This is a genomic window from Blautia sp. MSJ-36 (assembly GCF_018917985.1).
GTDB lineage: Bacteria > Bacillota > Clostridia > Lachnospirales > Lachnospiraceae > Blautia_A.
The window spans coordinates 1-16,585 of the sequence record NZ_JAHLPQ010000042.1 but is presented as its reverse complement, the minus strand read 5'-3'; the positions used below and the strand labels follow the sequence as shown (position 1 = coordinate 16,585).

Here is a 16,585-nt window from a genome sequence, read left to right as displayed (position 1 = left end):
TTGTATGACTTAAACTGTTCTTATCCATTTTGGATACCTCCTTGATAATATTATGTGAGTTTTGCGGACCCACTTTTATATTATCACAGGAGGTTTTTTACTTGAAGCTAAAGCTACTCCCTCCACCTGCCGAGCAGGTGGTTTATTTTTCTGCCATACAAAAAAGCGGCAGGAAAACGGGTTTTATACGCGTTTCCCTGCCGGTATTTTATCTTCTTCTGTCTCTGCCTTCTACACTGTAATATTTTTCTTTCGCTTCATACATTCTGAGATCCGCCTCATTGGCAATTTCTTCGAAAGATTTCCAGTTCTTTTCTCTGCTGTAAACATATCCGCAGGATATGGATATCTTATTGACCATTGACCCTGACCAATGGCTTATCACTTCATCAAAGTCTTTTCTTATCTTTTTGAGTTCACTTTCATCTACAAAAATGATACTGACAAATTCATCTCCACCGATGCGGTAAACCCTTCCATAGCTTCCAAAACACTGCTTCATGCATTCCGCTGCGCCCTGAATCAGCTCGTCACCGGCATTATGTCCCAGTGTATCATTTATCCCTTTCAATCCATTTACATCCAGAGCCGCATAAACAAACTCCGATGCAAGGGATATTCCGTTCAGATCATCCTTGTAGGCTCTCCGGTTCAGGCATATTCTCTACGATAGAAGAAATCTCATTCTGCTTTACTTCATTCAGCAGCCGCACCGGTTTAATCCCAACCTGAACCATACGGGTACCGATTTCATCCCAGGTGATGGCATACATCATCTTTTTTCCCTCGGAAGTATTCGGTGTGACATCCTGGCACATAGTAAGCGTTTTGTCTTCTAGCATTGGCTTAAAATATTCCATCTGGTCTCCGGAATCAAAATTGTAGCCGTAATATTCCGGTATGGTACCGCTGTAGATTTTTCCCGTAGTATCAAACAGATGAATTTCGTCTACAGACATAAGATTCGCAATCTTTTTCAGCTCATCTACATTGTTCTCAGCATCTGGATTCGCATTGATAATATAGGCAACTGCTTTGGCACGTACAATATAGTCCTCTTTCAGCGACGTGATCATATTTTTCTCGTCGTCTTCGTTCTTCTCAATTACATTGACTACCCGGTCCAACAGTACCTCTGACATTTTCGCTGTATTTTTGTTGTTGATCCAGTTCAGAATAGCCATCTGGATAACCAACGCCATCAGAATAAGCCCCAGCGCAAGAAATACGATTTTATCTAATTTTCGTATTTTATCGTATTTTATTTTCTGCATTTCTGCTCCTAACTGATGCTCTGCTGATAAACGCAGAGCATAAAAAAACATGCCCTATAGTATCTTTACGTTGTACTATAGTGCATGTTTACATTGAAATCTATGCAACTGGCTGCCATTTTACAGGCCCTATAGCTTTGCGTCACAGTCTTTCAGCTGTTTTGCCTTTTATGATCATAGTTATTTTCTATAGCAATTAGAGCTCATTATCTACGATCATTTCAATAGCTGTTCGCAAAAATATACATTCGCCGGTTTTTGAAGGTTATTTCTGTTTTGTTACCGCAAATCCGATCAGATAGAATACAGCTGCCACTACCATGGCATTTACTGCTGCGATTCCTGCATGGATCAGGTTTGCTGCTACCGCACCTGCCACAACACCTGCCAGATTAAACCAGTTGGCTGTCTGCAGCGGTACATTTTTTTCTTTATATTTGTCACGTCGGAGGAAGAAGTCCAGAATTACTGTGATGCCGATAGGTGGTAGGGCACAGTTGAGGATATTCAGCCATCCTGTAAAATTATAGTATAACCAGATCGCAAGTGCGGTTCCGATCACACCGGAAATACAGGTAGCAATCTTCATTCTTGCATTGGTGATATTTGAGATTGCAAGTCCACCGGTGTACAGTGCGTTGTTGTTGGTTGTCCAGATATTGGCTCCCAGCACGATGATCGCCGGAATCGCAAGTCCCTGTGCGATCATAACATAAAAGATATCATCTTTTCCTGTGAATGCACCACCGATAGCTCCGAAACAGAACATCAGGGTATTTCCAAGGAAAAATGCAATTACAGTTGTCCATACGGCAACCTTATTATTTTTCGCAAAACGGATAAAGTTCGGTGTTGCCGTACCACCGGAAATAAAAGATCCGATTACGTATCCAACACCGGTAAATAAAGTAATTGATCCCACAGACTGATTAAATACTGCTGCCAGACCACCGCCGTCTGCTGCCGCTGTCACCATGGAATATACTCCCAGGATCACGATCAGCGGCACGGAAATTGTACTTACGATCTCCAGCGCTTTCATTCCTGTGGCTGCGGTAATAGTCATCAGAAGACCTGCCACAATCGTCAGAACCCATTTATTGATTCCCAGTAATTCTGCAGTTGGAATGGAAAACATGGCAACACCGACACCAAACCATCCGATCTGTGTGAGGCCAAGTACCAGTGATGAAAGATAAGAACCTTTTTTTCCAAAAGCTCTTCTGCACAGAAGATCCATGCTCATTCCTGTATCAGAACCAATGTACGCAAGAATTCCGCAGTATGCGGACAGGATCACGCCGCCAATGACACAGGCTGCCGCAAATCCGTTCAGATCCAGTCCGTTTCCAAGTTTCGCGCCGACACTCATGCTTGCGGAAAAGAAAGTAAATCCCAGCATTACAAAAAACATGCTGCGGAATCCTTTTCTCGCACTTTCCGGCACTGCTTCCATGGAATAATCGTCATCTGCCGCAGTTACCTGGGGTTTTGTTTTTTCGCTCATTTTTACTCCTTTGTTTCTCTTATACTGTTTTCAGTTACTCTGTGGAGTGTTTTCCCTTACACACTCCGCCCTTTCCCGTCTCCTTTCTTTTGTTTGCTGTGGAGATTATAACACAAATCATTTCTCTTCTGCAGTTTTTTCCGCAGATGTTTCCGTTTCCCGTTTTTTTCTAAGTTCTACCTTTTTGATCTCTCCCAGGATCTCCACTCCTCTCACCAGAGATCTCGGTTCATTTCGTAAAAGCTCGTATTCTGTCACATAACCGCATTTTTTGTAGATATCCAGGATCGCGCACAGTTTTTTGTTTACCGCATGTACTTTATTCTTCCAGCCCCGGCTCTCGAACCGTACTTTTCCCCGGTCGCTGACAAATCGGACATCCTGCTCAAAATTTTCCCTGCGGATATCTGCCATGGGCAGGATTCCCTCATCTGCTTTCATGGCATAGTAGCGAATTCGCCTGCCATCTGCATTATTTCTGAAGTTTCTCATGATCTCAAGACGCTGGATCAGAATTCTTTTCAGAAGTATCATCTCATCTGTACTTGAAAACTTTACGTTCTCCAGAAGTTTTCTCCCTTCTTCGCTGTCCTGAAATTCCTGATCCGGAAACATTGTTTTAAGGAGAGCTGCCGGATCAAGCAGTTCCCGGGACACGCTGATCATCTGCCCGATATCTTCCGCATATTTATAAACCGGAAGCTCCCTTCCTTCCAGAAACCAGTATGCTTTTCCGTTTTTTTCCACTGCTACGGGAATCAGATAATCTGCTACAAAACCTTCCAGTGGCTTTCCTTTGTCATCTTTCAATTCCCGCATCTGGACCTCTTCACTGTAATCGATGGCGATGGTGGTATTCCGAAGCTTTTCCAGGGAATCTCGAAGCCTCTGCTCTCTTTTCTGTATCTTGCCTTTTGTACAGTAAAACCGTACTTTCTCGTCTCCGGACATTACCCGGAGTAAATCTGTCAGGGTGAATTTGGAACAGTTTGCTCTGTACAGGGTGTAGACCGCATCATAAACAACCGCGTCATAGTAGGAAAATGTCACGCTCTCCATTTCTTCCGGAACGGTAATGCGGTATCTGCATGTCATATTTTTTCCGCGGCTGCCTACCTCTGCAATATTCAGCTCATTCAGTTCAAATTTATTTTTGTATATTTCCTGAAATACTTTGCATATGTTCATGTAAATATTATCAGGTATTTTCATGGTTATTCTTTCCTCTCTTCTGTTGCGGTTCCCGGAATATTACAAAAGATTTCGAAATTCTTCCGCCAGACGCGCTCTCGGATCATCCGGATATTCCAGATTTGTATTTTGAGTTTGTGGGCGTTCTGCTTCCGGAGCTTGTGTTTCTGTGTTTTTCAGTGAATCTGCATTGATTTTCACATCCTGCGGTACTGCGGCTTCTGAAGCGCTCCCGCTCTTTTTCGGTAAAGCATTTGCATTCTCCGTATTTTTCTTATCCGTTTTTGTTTCACGTGAAACATTTTGGGCTAATTTTTTCCCGGATGCTCCTTTTTCTGTGTAAAGATCTTTCGCTGCATGGAAATCCACACTCACATTCGCCTTCATCCCGGATATGCCATATCTCTGTTTCAGAAAAACAATCTCCTGCTCCCGAACCTCTTTCGACATTTCCTGTTCGTAATTAAATTTGGGCTGTCGGATATTTCTTGGCTGAAGTCCCAGGATCACGCTTGCAGAGTACTCGATTCCTCCCGTCTCCTTAAAAGAATCCATTCTCAGAGATCGCTGTTCCTCCCGGTAAGACTCTCTGTTCAGGGAACTGATCACAAAAACTGCCAGATCATACTTGTTGGAAAGGCCGCTGAGCTCATTGATATTCTCATCATTTTTCTGACGCTCTGTAGCGTTTCTGTTTCCGGTGCAGGAAGAAAGGATCTGCAGGTAATCTACAAAAACCACCGGCTTTTCTTTCTTTTCGTTCATGAACATTTCCACATCCTGAACGATATCCCGACCTGAAACAGAAAGCTTTTTACGCTCTTTTATGTACATCTCGTCAAAACTGCCGCTGATCTCTTTTCCCACTTTTTCTACAAGTTTCCAGTCTTTCTGTTTCCCTGTATTGTTTTCTTCCCTTAAAAACCAGTCTGCAGTCAAGGAGCTGTTCGGATACCGCATATGAATGGCGCGGTTTAATATTTTTGCCTCCATACGGACCGATGGCATTTCCAGAGAATAAAACAGTACCGGTGACCCAGCCGCTGCAATTTCCGAAGCAATCTGCAGCGCAAAGGTACTCTTTCCCATTCCCGGTCTTGCGCCAAGAAAAGTAAGACCTGCATAAAGTCCGCCGCCAAGCATCTGATCCAGCTTTTTGATACCGGTAGGATAATGCTTTACGGTTCTTCTTCCACTGGCCGGTTTAAACTGTTTCAGTCTCTCTGAAACTGAAATAAAATTTCCGGCTGCCTGTTCACTCATACTTCTTCACCTCCCCGGCCATTTTGCTTTCAAGTCCCTGAGATAAACGTTTCATAGACTCTTCCATATTTTCCAGATCAATAAAAAACAGATGGATCACCAGTGTATGACCGTAAATCTTCGTTTCAAAACGGTCCCTGATTCCTTCATACTGGTATGAATACTTTGCTTTCGGATAGAGAAGCCAGATTTCCTCTGCCTCGTAACGGCTTGCATATGTAACCATCTGATAAATATCATTTCTGGCTTTTTCGTTGAAGGCACTCCATCCTTCGTTCTTCATATCGGGAAGACTTTTCCATTTTGTATCAAGGATTATCGGTCTGTTTCCTTCTCCTTTTTTCATTACAATATCCGGTCTCAGCTGAAAATCCCGTGGTTTTTCAAACAGATAATAATTTTTATCCTGGGAAGATACCTCCCAGTTTTCTCTGAAATATTTTTTAATCTGGCATGCCACATAATTCTCAAAAACTTCGTCCATGGCAAATAATATGGATCTGGCTTTGATCCCATCTGAAAAATTCAGGAAGCTGTTTCCCTGTAAGATCACTTCCGTCCACTTCATGATCTTCTCATATTCTCTGGAATTCCGGTCAATCCTTATCCGTGCAAAATCCTGAGGGTAATCCATGGATTCCTGTATCCCGTCAAAAAATAGCAGAAGTTCTCTGGCATCCTGTTTATTCTGCTCGTCTGTGGTAACTTTCTGCAATTTCTTTAACGTAGCTTTTATCAGTCGGTTCTCCGGACGGTTCTTTGTAAATTCCTCATACGTTACATAGAATCTCTCTTTATGTGCGATATTTCGACGGATATGCCCCGCCACCTGGAGCTTTCCGCGAAAACATCTGAGGTTATCCGTTTTTTCTTCATATGCAGAACGAAGTCCCCGTTTCACCAGCATCTGTGCCTCATCAAGATACATCCGGATATAAGCCTCAAAGAGTTCCATATCCCCCGTTCCAAGAGAAATCTGGTTCATCGCTTTTTCCTTTAATCTGTAGGTGCTCTTAAGCATCTCCAGATAAATCTGTTTCGTCCGGTCCTCACTGCCGCCAAAATAAATCTTTGGCAGGATCTGAAGCCGCAGTCCACTTTTCAGTTCCAGCTCTCCTACGTATTTCTGGATTTTGACAACCGGGATGGAATGTTTTTTTTCATAACTGTATTTATACTGGATCGTTGCCGGAGCTTTCTCTTTTTTTCTCAGAGTTTTTTCCAGAGTCTGCACATATTCTACCAGGCAGTCCATATCTTTCTCCGGAAGAAAAACATATCCTTCTGCTTTTTCACTGCAGATCTCGTCATATTCTTTTACAGTTTTTACTCGTTTTTTCATAACGTTTCACGCTCTGTCATCAATTCTTCCAGGATGGTTCATAGATCTGGATATAACTTTCTGCATAGTCAAAAGCCTTCTCATTGATCATATATCTCTTACGCTGAAGCATATCTATCACTTCCGTTTCCAAGTCTTTGCCAAATAAGGCCCGTATATCTTTTTCATTGTCTTCTACTATAAATTTGTAATTGCTGTTACTTTTCTGATTATCTCCCAATACCATTGCGATCTTCTCATAGTCATCAAAGAAATACTCCTGAAGCAGCGGAAGTACAGATTTTTTAAAAACATTTTTTAATCCATCCAGAGTTGCAGTTTTCTTAAGGCCGCAGAAATAAGCATGTCCGATGGTATGCTCACGGTCATACAGAACTTCGATACGCTGGTTGATGATTTTCAGTAGTTTCTGTATATCTATGGTGCTTTTGCCCGCTTTCTTATCAACTGTATCCGGCATTTCTGGCACTTCTATCTTTATATCTTTCAGCACCTCTGTATCCGGCATCATCTCCACGAAGGAAAAACGTCTGCGTAATGCAGTGTCCAGAAGTGCAATAGAGCGGTCTGCCGTATTCATCGTTCCGATGATATATACGTTGGAAGGAACACTGAACGGAAGCCCGGAATATGGAAGGATCACACTTCTCTCATCCGCTTCTCCCTTTCTTTTTGATTCCTCGACCAGTGTGATCAGCTCGCCGAAAATACGGGAAATATTTCCTCTGTTGATCTCATCAATAATAAAAACGTAAGGTTTTTTGCTTTTTTCTGCTTTTTCGCAAAATGCTTTGAAGACGCCCGGTTCCATGGTATATTCCAGATTTCCGGATTTCTCCGATTTTTGTTCTTCAGATTGGTTCTGTGCATCCGTTTTTTCTTTATCCAGCACCGGACGGATTCCCTCTATGAAATCCTCATATCCATAAGACTGATGGAAGGTGGTAAAACCGATTCTTCCTTCCTGTTCCAGTTCATGATAGATTTCCATGATTTTGCTGTGATTCATATTTTTCAGTGTATCCAGAGTATACCAGCCACAGATCAATACTGCATATGTAGCAGTTATGTATGTTTTTCCTGTTCCAGGAGGTCCGTAGAGAATCATATTTTTCACTATTTCTGGATAATCCATAATATGTTTATAGTATGGCATTAAAAGGCCTACCCCCTTTATCACCTCTGCTTTAAGCTCTTCTTCTGTCCGAAGTTTTCCATCTTCTGTTTCTGCTTCTATCAGATAACATGGTTCAATATCATCATCATTATCTTTTACAGTATCCGTTTTTTCCTTTACAAATTCTCTTATAATATTTTCATCTTTATTTTTAAGTTCTTTCTCTTTGTGGACAAAAATAGTTCTTGGATCCTTAGTTTTTATATCTTCATCACCGCTTCCATACATATTTTTATACGTATAGCACAGTCCATCTCGAAGTTTCATATCTATAAAACTATAATACTGTTTTCTGTTTTTTTTCAGTCTTTCTCGCTCTTCTTCATTTGTTTCCTTCTTACTGTGCAGAAATGCATGTACCGTTCCTATACAGATACAATAGCGTGATTTCTTCTCAGGACTTCTTTCACCGTAAATTCCAATGCTTATACCTGATTCTGTGTTCGCAGTTAAATATCTTGCTACACACTGATAAGTTCCATGAAAAGAATAATTTTTTTCTCTTTTACCCTTTTCACTTTTCCCCACAGTAAGTCCATATATTCCGCATATTTCTCCCGCAATACCGTCCATACATTCGCGGACTTCTCCCTGTCTGTCCGGTGACAACTCTCTCTCTTCCCCAAGCTCACGGATATACTTAAGTACTTCTCTATACATCTATGCCTGTTCTCTCCATTTCTGTGCTTTTTCATCCATTATATATTTGTTCATTTCCGATTGCAATTATTTCGGATATATTCCTACCAAAATGTTGTTTTTAATTTATATATTATAGAAAATATCTGTTTGTATTTTTAGTTTACAATGATTTAATATCCATTATTTAATGAATAAATTGTAATAATTAATGATTTAATAATATCCGTGAAATTTGATGCATAGTCGTAAATATCCGCTTTATTCTTTAATTTTTCAAATCTATTCCTTATATTTTATTGCATATTTCATAGTGTGTATGTTTTGATATGTAAATTTTATTTATTAAATTATCTTTGATGAAAAAAATTCCAACAAAATCAAAATATATAAAAGCAGCAGAGCTGCTTTAACGGGAGTTAAAATGTAAATCTTAATAATACATTGACCGCCTGCCGCTTCAAGGAGGTGAAAATATACTACCGGCATCTGCGTTTCCAACAGAACCAACAAAAAAGCCAACAAAAAAAAGGCAGACCGGTTCCGGCTGCGGCCACATTGCATTACAACAGAATTACAACAAAACTCCCAACAAAATAGTTAACGCAGCCAGGCTGCTCGGACGGGAGACAGAATGTAAAACAGGTAATGCAATGATCCAATAGAGATGTACCTGCAAAATTATCATATACAGACAGTGAAAATCCTGAACAACAAAACAAAACCATGTGTTTGATTTTTCATTAAATTTTCTCTTTCAACAAAAAAGGGCACTTCGGCCCGCTTTCGCTCACTTTAACTCACAGGTTAAAGCTGTCTGTACAGATATCGGTATCCGCAGTATGTGAAGAAGTAGGACACGTCGGTCCCTGCTGCTGTGGCATTGCATTGCCCTTTTACAACAAAAATCCCAACAGAACAGAAAACACAAAAAGCTAAATCGCAGCGCAGCTGCTCTGTCGGGAGAAACAATGATAATAAAAAACTGAATAAAGCGTACCACACCATATGCAGACAACAGGAACTGAAAATCAATACATATCAAATTCCTTTCTTGATTATTGATTTTATTTATTGTACTTCATAATTTTCCATAACTCCTATATGTGATACAAAGTGATGATGATGTAAAAGTCTTCTGTAAAAAACAGTTTCGCGCTGTCTGCATATGGTATGGTACGCAACACATTAAAATTAACAAAAAAAATTCAACAGAAAAGGAGAAACTCTATGAACAACAAAACTATAACTCTGACACAGACTCCACTCAAACAGCGAAAAAAGAATATCTGTAACGCTCATACAACAGAACCTCTGGCGATCTGCAACATCATAGAAAAGATCGTCCTGATGCCATTTTCGGATTTCATGTTCTGCCATCCGGAAGAATATGTCTCTGTAATGGAAGAATTTACCAATCACAAACAAAAGTGTAATTTTCCGGAAATTTCAACAGGAATGGCATTTCAGTTTGTTGCAGAACAGACAGGAATGTCACCGTCCGCACGTATTGCAACAGGAGAAGAGGCGATCATTCGGAAGCAACTTCTGAATGCTGTCTATCACCCATTTCTGGATATCTTCGATATGGCTGTTTATGACCCTGGTGATCCGTTTCATGGCTCAATCCGTACACCAGAGGATCTGCTTCAGAAGTCTGCCTGGAGATATGTAAATCATTGCCGTTCTACCCATATCGTCTATGGTGAAAAACAGAGGATCCCTCTTCAGGAACGGATACAACGTATAGAAAACTCCAAGGAATACAAGGCCAAATTCTACTGTTACAATATGGCAAATACTCCTCCTGCCATGATTCCTTCAGAACTTGGATATTCATTCTGCCTGTTTCTGAACAATACAACATTCTGTGACTACTTTGAGTGCCTGAAAAGTATGTCTCTGACAAAAATAACTCCAACAAGAAATCTTTACAACAGACTGGAACAGTCCCACAGCGGCTATGGTCAGGATGCCGCTATCCTGGAATACTATGCCTGTGGAGATTTTGACCGAACCTATTTTGAACAGGGCCTTTATGCACTCTTCATTTATCCTATGGCACAGGTATATTCTGCACTGATAAAAAAAGATTTCAACAAAATCAAATAAAACCCCTGCGGGGTTAGCGGGTGAAGACTTGTAACAACTCAAATTCAACAAACAAAAGAAAGGAATATCACTATGAAAATGAACCCTTACAATATGCCACAGATCATCAAAGAAACCAGCGACGGCTATTTCCATCTCTCCGTACTGGATGACCTTCTCTCCCAAAGGGAAATCTACTGCCTCGGAGAAATAGACGCAGACTCTGCCGGCAGCCTGATCCTGCAGCTCCAGTACCTTGCAGCCCAGGATCCAGAAGCAGAAATCACTCTTTATATAAACAGTCCCGGGGGATCTGTCGCTGACGGACTGGCTCTCTATGACATCATGCAGACCATACCCTGCCCGATACGCACTGTGTGTATGGGAACTGCTGCCAGCTTCGGAGCACTGCTATTCACGGCTGGTGACACCAGAGAGATTTTTCCCCATTCAAAAATAATGATCCACGATCCTCTGATCGCAGGTCAGGGGCTGACCGGAAGCGCAACGCTTCTGCATACAAAAATAGATTCCCTCATGGAAACCAGACAGATACTTGGAGAACTTCTGGCCCGGCACACCGGCAAAACACTGGAGGAAATCTACGAAAAAACAGCTCAAGATACCTGGTTTACTGCCTCAGAAGCAGTCGATTACGGCCTGGCAGACACGATCATTAAAACAACAGAAACAAAATCCACAACAAAATCATCAGAAGAAAAAGGAGATCAGAACAATGACTAATAAAACTACAACTCTTATGAAACCGGTAAGCACTACTCTGAACGATAATCACCGTATCCTGGCACAGGGCCGCTACATAAACAACAATACCTGGCAGACAGGCCTCAACAACAATGACCTGATAATCGGCGTCAGCGGCGCCGGAAAAACCAGAGGATATGTAATACCCAATATCCTCCATTCCAACGAAAGCATGGTCATCGTAGATACAAAAAATACCCTTTCCCGAAGGCTGTCCCCACATCTGAAGAAAGAAGGTTATGAAGTCTGGAATCTGAACTTTGCAAAAATGGATCAGTCTCCCATGGGATATAACCCACTCTCCTTCATAGAGCGTTACACAGACCAGTCCTATCCTTACAATACACAGGACATCGAAATGCTTGCTGAATATCTCTGCCCTATCGAATGTGACAGAGATCCGTTCTGGGATTATTCGGCAAGAATGTTCATGGCAACACTGATCGCCTATGTCATGGAAGCACTTCCGGAGAACGAAAAGCACCTTGGCTCCGTGGCAGAGATTCAGGAATTTATGGCAAAATCCATGTTCAAAACTCTTATAACCGAATGGGGTGACGCCTTTCCGGAAAGCTATGCCCTGCAGAAATGGAAGCTCTACAAAGGCACGGATTCTGCCGACAAAACCCACGCCTGCATCCGCATGTTCGTAGGAGAAAAGCTCAGTTCCTATACCTCAAAAGGAGCGCTCAAAATGTTCTCCAATCCACATCAGGTGGACTTCCGTTCCCTGGGCCGTCGAAAAATCGCCCTGTTCATCAATGTGAGCGATACCGATCGTTCCAACGATAAACTGCTGAATCTGCTTTACTCTCAGGCCCTTCATGAGCTTTGTGACAGCGCAGATTGCTCCCCTGATGGACAACTTAAGGTGCCGGTACGGTTTATCATGGATGACTTTGCAGCCAATGCAGTAATCCCTGATTTTGATAAGGTCATCTCTGTCATCCGCTCCAGAGAAATCTATGTAAGCCTTATCCTTCAGAGTCTTTCACAGCTTGACTCCATGTATGGAAAAGACCGTGCCATGACCATCATCAATAACTGCGATTCCTGCCTGTACCTTGGCGGACAGGATGTGGAAACCGCCCGCTACATCGCCGTAAAAGCAAACAAAACCGCAGACACTATCCTCACACTTCCAATTGATGCTGCTCTGCTTTTCGTCAGAGGCCAGAAACCTCAGCAGGTTACGAAATACAATCTGGAAGAAGATCCTCTGTATCTCGAACTGGTCTCCGCTTCGGCGGCTGATACTATAACAGACAGAACCCCGGTTATCCATACAAAAGACAACCGTTCCAAAAACAACGAATTAACAGATGTAGCATACTAGTTTACAACAAATCAATGATCAAAAAAATACAAAATATAATGTAAAGTAAAGGAGAATTTTATTATGGATAAATATACAGGAAAAGTTAAATACTTAAACAAAGAACATGGTTTTGGATACATTTCATTATGTGAAGACCCGGGACGCGAACATGGCGACATCAACTTCTCTACCAGCGATCCTGGCTGTCACTCTCTTAGTCTTGGTGATATTGTTACCTTAGATATCCGAAAAGGTAACAGCATCAACAAAAACGGAAAAATCTGCGAATATGCCGTTTCCGTTCAGTTAAATGAATCTGTTTCCAGACCTATGACAAGTTACTACCAGCATAAAACAGACGAAGAATCGAAGCAGTCAAACAGAGAACTCAAACAGGCAATCTGCAATGCAATTTCCGGCAAGATTGGTACCTCCTGCCAGCTTCACTTCTACGACTCAGAAATGCCTTTCCGATTCGACCGAAACTCAGCTAACCCATGGATCATCGGACATCCTGACTGTGCAATTTATACGGAAGATAAACTGATGCAGGCAATGCTTCGTAAAAACTCTCTCTTTACCAATACCATTTCCGGAAAAAACAGCTATATGCCGTATGAGGACCCTGATAAATCAAAACTCCGTCGTACAATTCATGTTCCGACCTATGGCTGTTCAAGCTTTCTCTTCAACAAAGACCTCTGTTTCCTGATGATCGAATTCGCCTGCCGTTCCGGTATTGATCTGTCCCATTATGAAATCATCTTCGTAGATAAAGATGAGCACAAAACCGACGTATATACCATGACCCTGGACAAACTCCAGCAGCTGATCGAATCCGGATACAAATACGGAAACAAATACGTCCCTCTGGGAGAATACCCAAACTCACCAGCCTACAAAGGAAACTGTAATATGCGCTACCTTCTTCCGGTTGATGCATTTGAGAAATTTCCCGTTACCAAATAAAAACAAAGCCCCCTGCGTACTGCCTGTTGCAGCTCCGCAGGGGAACTTATTGTTTTTAATCTATTTTAATATATACTTCGTTCCTCAGACTCTTCCTTCAACTATTATATGAAAAAGCGAACAAAATAAAAAGAGACATTTTTCTGATTCTTTGTTCTTAGCACACAGTTTTCAAAAATTCCAGTATCATCCTGTCAGCCTTCCGCCCGGCTTCATTATAAAAGCTGTGTCCCTGCCCGTGAATCACATGGTATTCCACGTTTTTAAACACGTCTTTTGCTTTTTCTGAATACGCAATCGGTACAAGCTCGTCCTGGTCGCCATGAAGAAGCAGAACAGGACCTGAATAGCATGAAATATTTCCATAAACATCCAGATCCCATATGTCCTGATAATACACAGATCCCAGCTTAATATCCATAAATACGCTGTCTGTCACATCTAATTTTTTTACAAACTGCTGCTTTCCCATATCTGCCAGATTCAGTGCCGGATACAAAAGAATTTCCCCTGCAATTTTGTCCGGAATCTCGGCGGCTGCAAGAGCTGCAACAAATGCTCCCTGGCTTTCGCCCCAGATATAAATTCTTCTCTCATCAATATAAGGAAGTTTTCCTGCATGCCCTACAACAGCAAGCAAATCCTCTTTTTCCGTAATAACAGACATTTCCATCACAGATCCGTCGCTGATAGTTTTGTCCGAGCCTCCACAAAAATCAATGGAGCACACAGCATATCCTGCGTTTGCATAGATATCTGCGCTTACAAGATTTACCTTGTGGGAACCACCAAAGCCATGGCAGATAATGATCAGCGGAGCCTTTTGTGCCTTCTTTGGACGATACATAAGGCCGTAAATTTTCTGATCTTTTTTTATGAAACCACAGTTCCTCTTCTGTGTATTCTTTCATCCTATAAGAGTAACGTCAAAAGAGCCATCAAATGCAAGGAATTTTTGTGCAATAGAGGAAGAACGTCTTGCTCCCGGATGGCAGTCTGTAACACGAATGGTCACCGGCTCTCCCATCTCCCTGGAAAAGAACTCGCCGGCACGCTTCTCGATATAACGCATTTTCTGGTCATCCAGCTCTTTTACTACATCTGCCAAAGTGCCGCCTTCGGCCAGGCGATCATATGCATAACTGCAGATCTTATGCATATGATAGTGCCATACCGGATCTGTCCACTGAATCATAAGCCTGGTAACCTTTCCCCGATGAATGATTTCTGCTTTGCGGGCAGTCAGATTAATGCTGATAAATGCATACTCCGGATTAAAGGAGGTCTCCCAGCGGTCTGCCAGAACTGCCTTCATTGCTTTCTCCTCATCCCCTTCAAAGAACATAAGAGCTTTCATAAATGCAACACTGTAACCACAGATATGTCCCAGTGAAGTATTGGAATGACTCGCGGCCCCCCCCCTGCAATTCCTTCTTTGAAAATGGACATAATTTCCTCAAGTGCCATCATTCCAATAACGGACGGGCCTCCAACATCTTTCAGGATCAGGCCAAGGTCACCGATCAGCTGACCGGTAAGGTATTCCTCATTTGTACCACGCACATGCAATTTCTCCGGAAGTCCGGCAGTCTCCGCAGCTGCTTTTTCTGCTACATACGCAGAAGTAATTTTTCCATAAGGCCCGATTTCTTCGCTGACTGCTGCGTCCGGATGAACGATTTCCAGAATTGCAGCAGCACCAAAAAGAGCACAGATAAATGGATCCGGGTGCCTTCCTGCATTGCTTCATAAACAGCCCTTACTACCGGAAAACCGGAAACGTTGTTGATTGGATAATTCTCGGAGTAAGAGACGCATCAAGGATACCATCATCATTTATACTTCCGCCGGCTCCCGGAAAAGCCGGTAATATTCTTCCTGTTCCAACAATGTCTTCCAATTTTTTATAACTGTCCAGTGAATTTACCATTGTAACAATCGTATTACTTTTTTTATTTTTCAATTCCGTAAGTGCTTCATACAACTGATTTTCCCGGACAGTCAGTAAAATAAAATCATAAATATCATCATTTGACACTTCTTCGAGAATCTTAATTTTTGCTTTTATTAAGTCCTGATCTTTCTTATAAAGTAATCCATCCTCTTTTAAATTGTTCTGTAAATCGCATATATGTTAATTTAATCTAATCACATATTTCTAAAAAAACTTGCACAATGCAAGACTGTAATATCGCACGGTTCTTTTCCCTCCCAGCATTTCGATATATAGAGGGATAAAGCACAAGAGAGGGAATGCTCTGCAGCATCCTGCAAAACAAGCCCCTCCGATAAGATCACATTACCTTCATTCTTAAGAATCACTTGCAATCCAAATAAATCCTTATAAAACTCTATGGATTTTTCTATATCATCTACCGCGATCAGTACATTTTCAGCATATCCGTCACCTCGCAATCCGCATTCAGTTATATTATCTTTCCGGACAAGTGATCGATTTCATGCTGGCAGATCTGCGCCGTCCATCCTGACAATTTCTGACGCAGTTTTTTCCAGTTGAAGTCATAATACTCTACTTCTATTTCCTGGTATCTGGTCGTCTTACGAACACCATCCAGGGACAGACAGCCCTCTTCCGTCTCATACATATCATGTTTTGAAACAATCACCGGATTGAACATCACAACATCTATGAATCCCATATTCACAATAATGATATTCTTCTTTACACCAATCATATTCGCAGCCATACCAACGCAACGTTCCCGATTTGCCTGCAGTGTATCCTGCAAATCCTTTCCAACCTGAATATCTGCTTTCGTAGCTGGTTCGGATGGCTGACCTAAAAAGAAAATGTCTCTTACGATTTGTTTTACCATTTACTTTCTCTCTATACTTTCTTATATATTTTGCACAAAAAAGCCTTTATTTTATCCATCTGCGCAACGGTTAATCATGTTTGTGGGGTCTGACCCACTGTGGTCAACTTAAGAAGTTCATAAAAATTTTAGAATTCTCTCAAGCCTTGTTTTACCTGCATTTCAAAGAATTCTTCCTTCTTTTCTTAAAAAAACTATTGACAAAACCTCCC

Annotated in this window: 15 protein-coding genes, 2 pseudogenes and 1 riboswitch; of the genes and pseudogenes, 4 read left to right on the top strand and 13 right to left on the bottom strand. The window is 41.6% G+C overall.

Translation table 11 applies throughout. The features are described from left to right. Positions 1-208: 208 nt before the first annotated feature. The 7 genes from KQI39_RS17500 to KQI39_RS16445 form a co-directional block, all read right to left on the bottom strand. A complete protein-coding gene (locus KQI39_RS17500; protein WP_253293229.1) occupies positions 209-571 on the bottom strand; it encodes a GGDEF domain-containing protein in 363 nt (120 codons plus the stop codon). Between the two features lie 58 nt (positions 572-629). Next, the gene (locus KQI39_RS17495) at positions 630-1,274 is read right to left on the bottom strand and encodes a hypothetical protein (RefSeq protein ID WP_253293228.1); all 645 of its coding nucleotides are present in this window, start codon (positions 1,272-1,274) and stop codon (positions 630-632) included. A 100-nt stretch (positions 1,275-1,374) separates the two neighbouring features. Then, positions 1,375-1,450: riboswitch (cyclic di-GMP riboswitch) on the bottom strand. 89 nt (positions 1,451-1,539) lie between these two features. Beyond that, on the bottom strand, positions 1,540-2,781 hold the full coding sequence (gene codB / locus KQI39_RS16465; protein WP_216419654.1) for a cytosine permease: 1,242 nt from the start codon (positions 2,779-2,781) through the stop codon (positions 1,540-1,542). A 117-nt stretch (positions 2,782-2,898) separates the two neighbouring features. Further along, complete coding sequence (locus tag KQI39_RS16460) at positions 2,899-3,993, bottom strand: hypothetical protein (protein WP_216419652.1); 1,095 nt, start codon at positions 3,991-3,993, stop codon at positions 2,899-2,901. Positions 3,994-4,032: 39 nt separating this feature from the next. Beyond that, positions 4,033-5,235 (bottom strand): DnaB-like helicase C-terminal domain-containing protein, encoded by a 1,203-nt coding sequence (locus KQI39_RS16455; protein WP_216419651.1) that lies wholly within the window; start codon positions 5,233-5,235, stop codon positions 4,033-4,035. Continuing rightward, positions 5,228-6,577 (bottom strand): McrC family protein, encoded by a 1,350-nt coding sequence (locus KQI39_RS16450; RefSeq protein ID WP_216419649.1) that lies wholly within the window; start codon positions 6,575-6,577, stop codon positions 5,228-5,230. The genes KQI39_RS16455 and KQI39_RS16450 overlap by 8 nt, the downstream gene beginning before the upstream one ends. Before the next feature lie 19 nt (positions 6,578-6,596). Beyond that, entirely contained in the window at positions 6,597-8,414 is a 1,818-nt protein-coding gene (locus KQI39_RS16445) for an McrB family protein (protein WP_216419646.1), read from the bottom strand. A 1,209-nt stretch (positions 8,415-9,623) separates the two neighbouring features. Here KQI39_RS16445 and KQI39_RS16440 point away from each other — a divergent pair. The 4 genes from KQI39_RS16440 (at position 9,624) to KQI39_RS16425 (ending at position 13,536) form a co-directional block, all read left to right on the top strand. After that, a complete protein-coding gene (locus KQI39_RS16440) occupies positions 9,624-10,505 on the top strand; it encodes a hypothetical protein (RefSeq protein WP_216419644.1) in 882 nt (293 codons plus the stop codon). Positions 10,506-10,577: 72 nt separating this feature from the next. Next, positions 10,578-11,228: a ClpP family protease gene (locus tag KQI39_RS16435; RefSeq protein ID WP_119248353.1), complete on the top strand. Its 651-nt coding sequence runs from the start codon at positions 10,578-10,580 to the stop codon at positions 11,226-11,228. Further along, the gene (locus tag KQI39_RS16430) at positions 11,221-12,585 is read left to right on the top strand and encodes a VirD4-like conjugal transfer protein, CD1115 family (RefSeq protein ID WP_216419642.1); all 1,365 of its coding nucleotides are present in this window, start codon (positions 11,221-11,223) and stop codon (positions 12,583-12,585) included. Before KQI39_RS16435 ends, KQI39_RS16430 begins: the two co-directional genes overlap by 8 nt. A gap of 63 nt (positions 12,586-12,648) precedes the next feature. Beyond that, complete coding sequence (locus KQI39_RS16425; protein ID WP_216419640.1) at positions 12,649-13,536, top strand: hypothetical protein; 888 nt, start codon at positions 12,649-12,651, stop codon at positions 13,534-13,536. Between the two features lie 157 nt (positions 13,537-13,693). On the opposite strand, the gene KQI39_RS16420 is transcribed toward KQI39_RS16425, so the two are convergent. The 6 genes and pseudogenes from KQI39_RS16420 to KQI39_RS16395 form a co-directional block, all read right to left on the bottom strand. Further along, the gene (locus KQI39_RS16420) at positions 13,694-14,395 is read right to left on the bottom strand and encodes an alpha/beta hydrolase family protein (protein WP_330654101.1); all 702 of its coding nucleotides are present in this window, start codon (positions 14,393-14,395) and stop codon (positions 13,694-13,696) included. Between the two features lie 48 nt (positions 14,396-14,443). Further along, on the bottom strand, positions 14,444-14,893 hold the full coding sequence (locus KQI39_RS16415; protein ID WP_216419636.1) for a hypothetical protein: 450 nt from the start codon (positions 14,891-14,893) through the stop codon (positions 14,444-14,446). Continuing rightward, positions 14,890-15,099 (bottom strand): hypothetical protein, encoded by a 210-nt coding sequence (locus KQI39_RS16410; protein WP_216419633.1) that lies wholly within the window; start codon positions 15,097-15,099, stop codon positions 14,890-14,892. The genes KQI39_RS16415 and KQI39_RS16410 overlap by 4 nt, the downstream gene beginning before the upstream one ends. Before the next feature lie 214 nt (positions 15,100-15,313). Further along, positions 15,314-15,646 (bottom strand): annotated as a pseudogene (locus KQI39_RS16405) (2-dehydropantoate 2-reductase N-terminal domain-containing protein); the annotation flags it as partial. A 152-nt stretch (positions 15,647-15,798) separates the two neighbouring features. Beyond that, positions 15,799-15,951, bottom strand: a pseudogene (locus tag KQI39_RS17985) (VOC family protein); the annotation flags it as partial. 11 nt (positions 15,952-15,962) lie between these two features. Then, entirely contained in the window at positions 15,963-16,373 is a 411-nt protein-coding gene (locus tag KQI39_RS16395; protein ID WP_216419631.1) for a peptide deformylase, read from the bottom strand. Positions 16,374-16,585 lie beyond the last annotated feature (212 nt).

What these genes read in the sequence shown, in the direction of transcription:
- codB (WP_216419654.1), bottom strand. Translation starts at nt 2,781, where the DNA reads ATGAGCGAAAAAACAAAACCCCAGGTAACTGCGGCAGATGACGATTAT.
- KQI39_RS17495 (WP_253293228.1), bottom strand. Translation starts at nt 1,274, where the DNA reads ATGCAGAAAATAAAATACGATAAAATACGAAAATTAGATAAAATCGTA.
- KQI39_RS16455 (WP_216419651.1), bottom strand. Translation starts at nt 5,235, where the DNA reads ATGAGTGAACAGGCAGCCGGAAATTTTATTTCAGTTTCAGAGAGACTG.
- KQI39_RS16430 (WP_216419642.1), top strand. Translation starts at nt 11,221, where the DNA reads ATGACTAATAAAACTACAACTCTTATGAAACCGGTAAGCACTACTCTG.
- KQI39_RS16395 (WP_216419631.1), bottom strand. Translation starts at nt 16,373, where the DNA reads ATGGTAAAACAAATCGTAAGAGACATTTTCTTTTTAGGTCAGCCATCC.
- KQI39_RS16450 (WP_216419649.1), bottom strand. Translation starts at nt 6,577, where the DNA reads ATGAAAAAACGAGTAAAAACTGTAAAAGAATATGACGAGATCTGCAGT.
- KQI39_RS16460 (WP_216419652.1), bottom strand. Translation starts at nt 3,993, where the DNA reads ATGAAAATACCTGATAATATTTACATGAACATATGCAAAGTATTTCAG.
- KQI39_RS16435 (WP_119248353.1), top strand. Translation starts at nt 10,578, where the DNA reads ATGAAAATGAACCCTTACAATATGCCACAGATCATCAAAGAAACCAGC.
- KQI39_RS16415 (WP_216419636.1), bottom strand. Translation starts at nt 14,893, where the DNA reads ATGAAAGCTCTTATGTTCTTTGAAGGGGATGAGGAGAAAGCAATGAAG.
- KQI39_RS16445 (WP_216419646.1), bottom strand. Translation starts at nt 8,414, where the DNA reads ATGTATAGAGAAGTACTTAAGTATATCCGTGAGCTTGGGGAAGAGAGA.
- KQI39_RS16425 (WP_216419640.1), top strand. Translation starts at nt 12,649, where the DNA reads ATGGATAAATATACAGGAAAAGTTAAATACTTAAACAAAGAACATGGT.
- KQI39_RS16440 (WP_216419644.1), top strand. Translation starts at nt 9,624, where the DNA reads ATGAACAACAAAACTATAACTCTGACACAGACTCCACTCAAACAGCGA.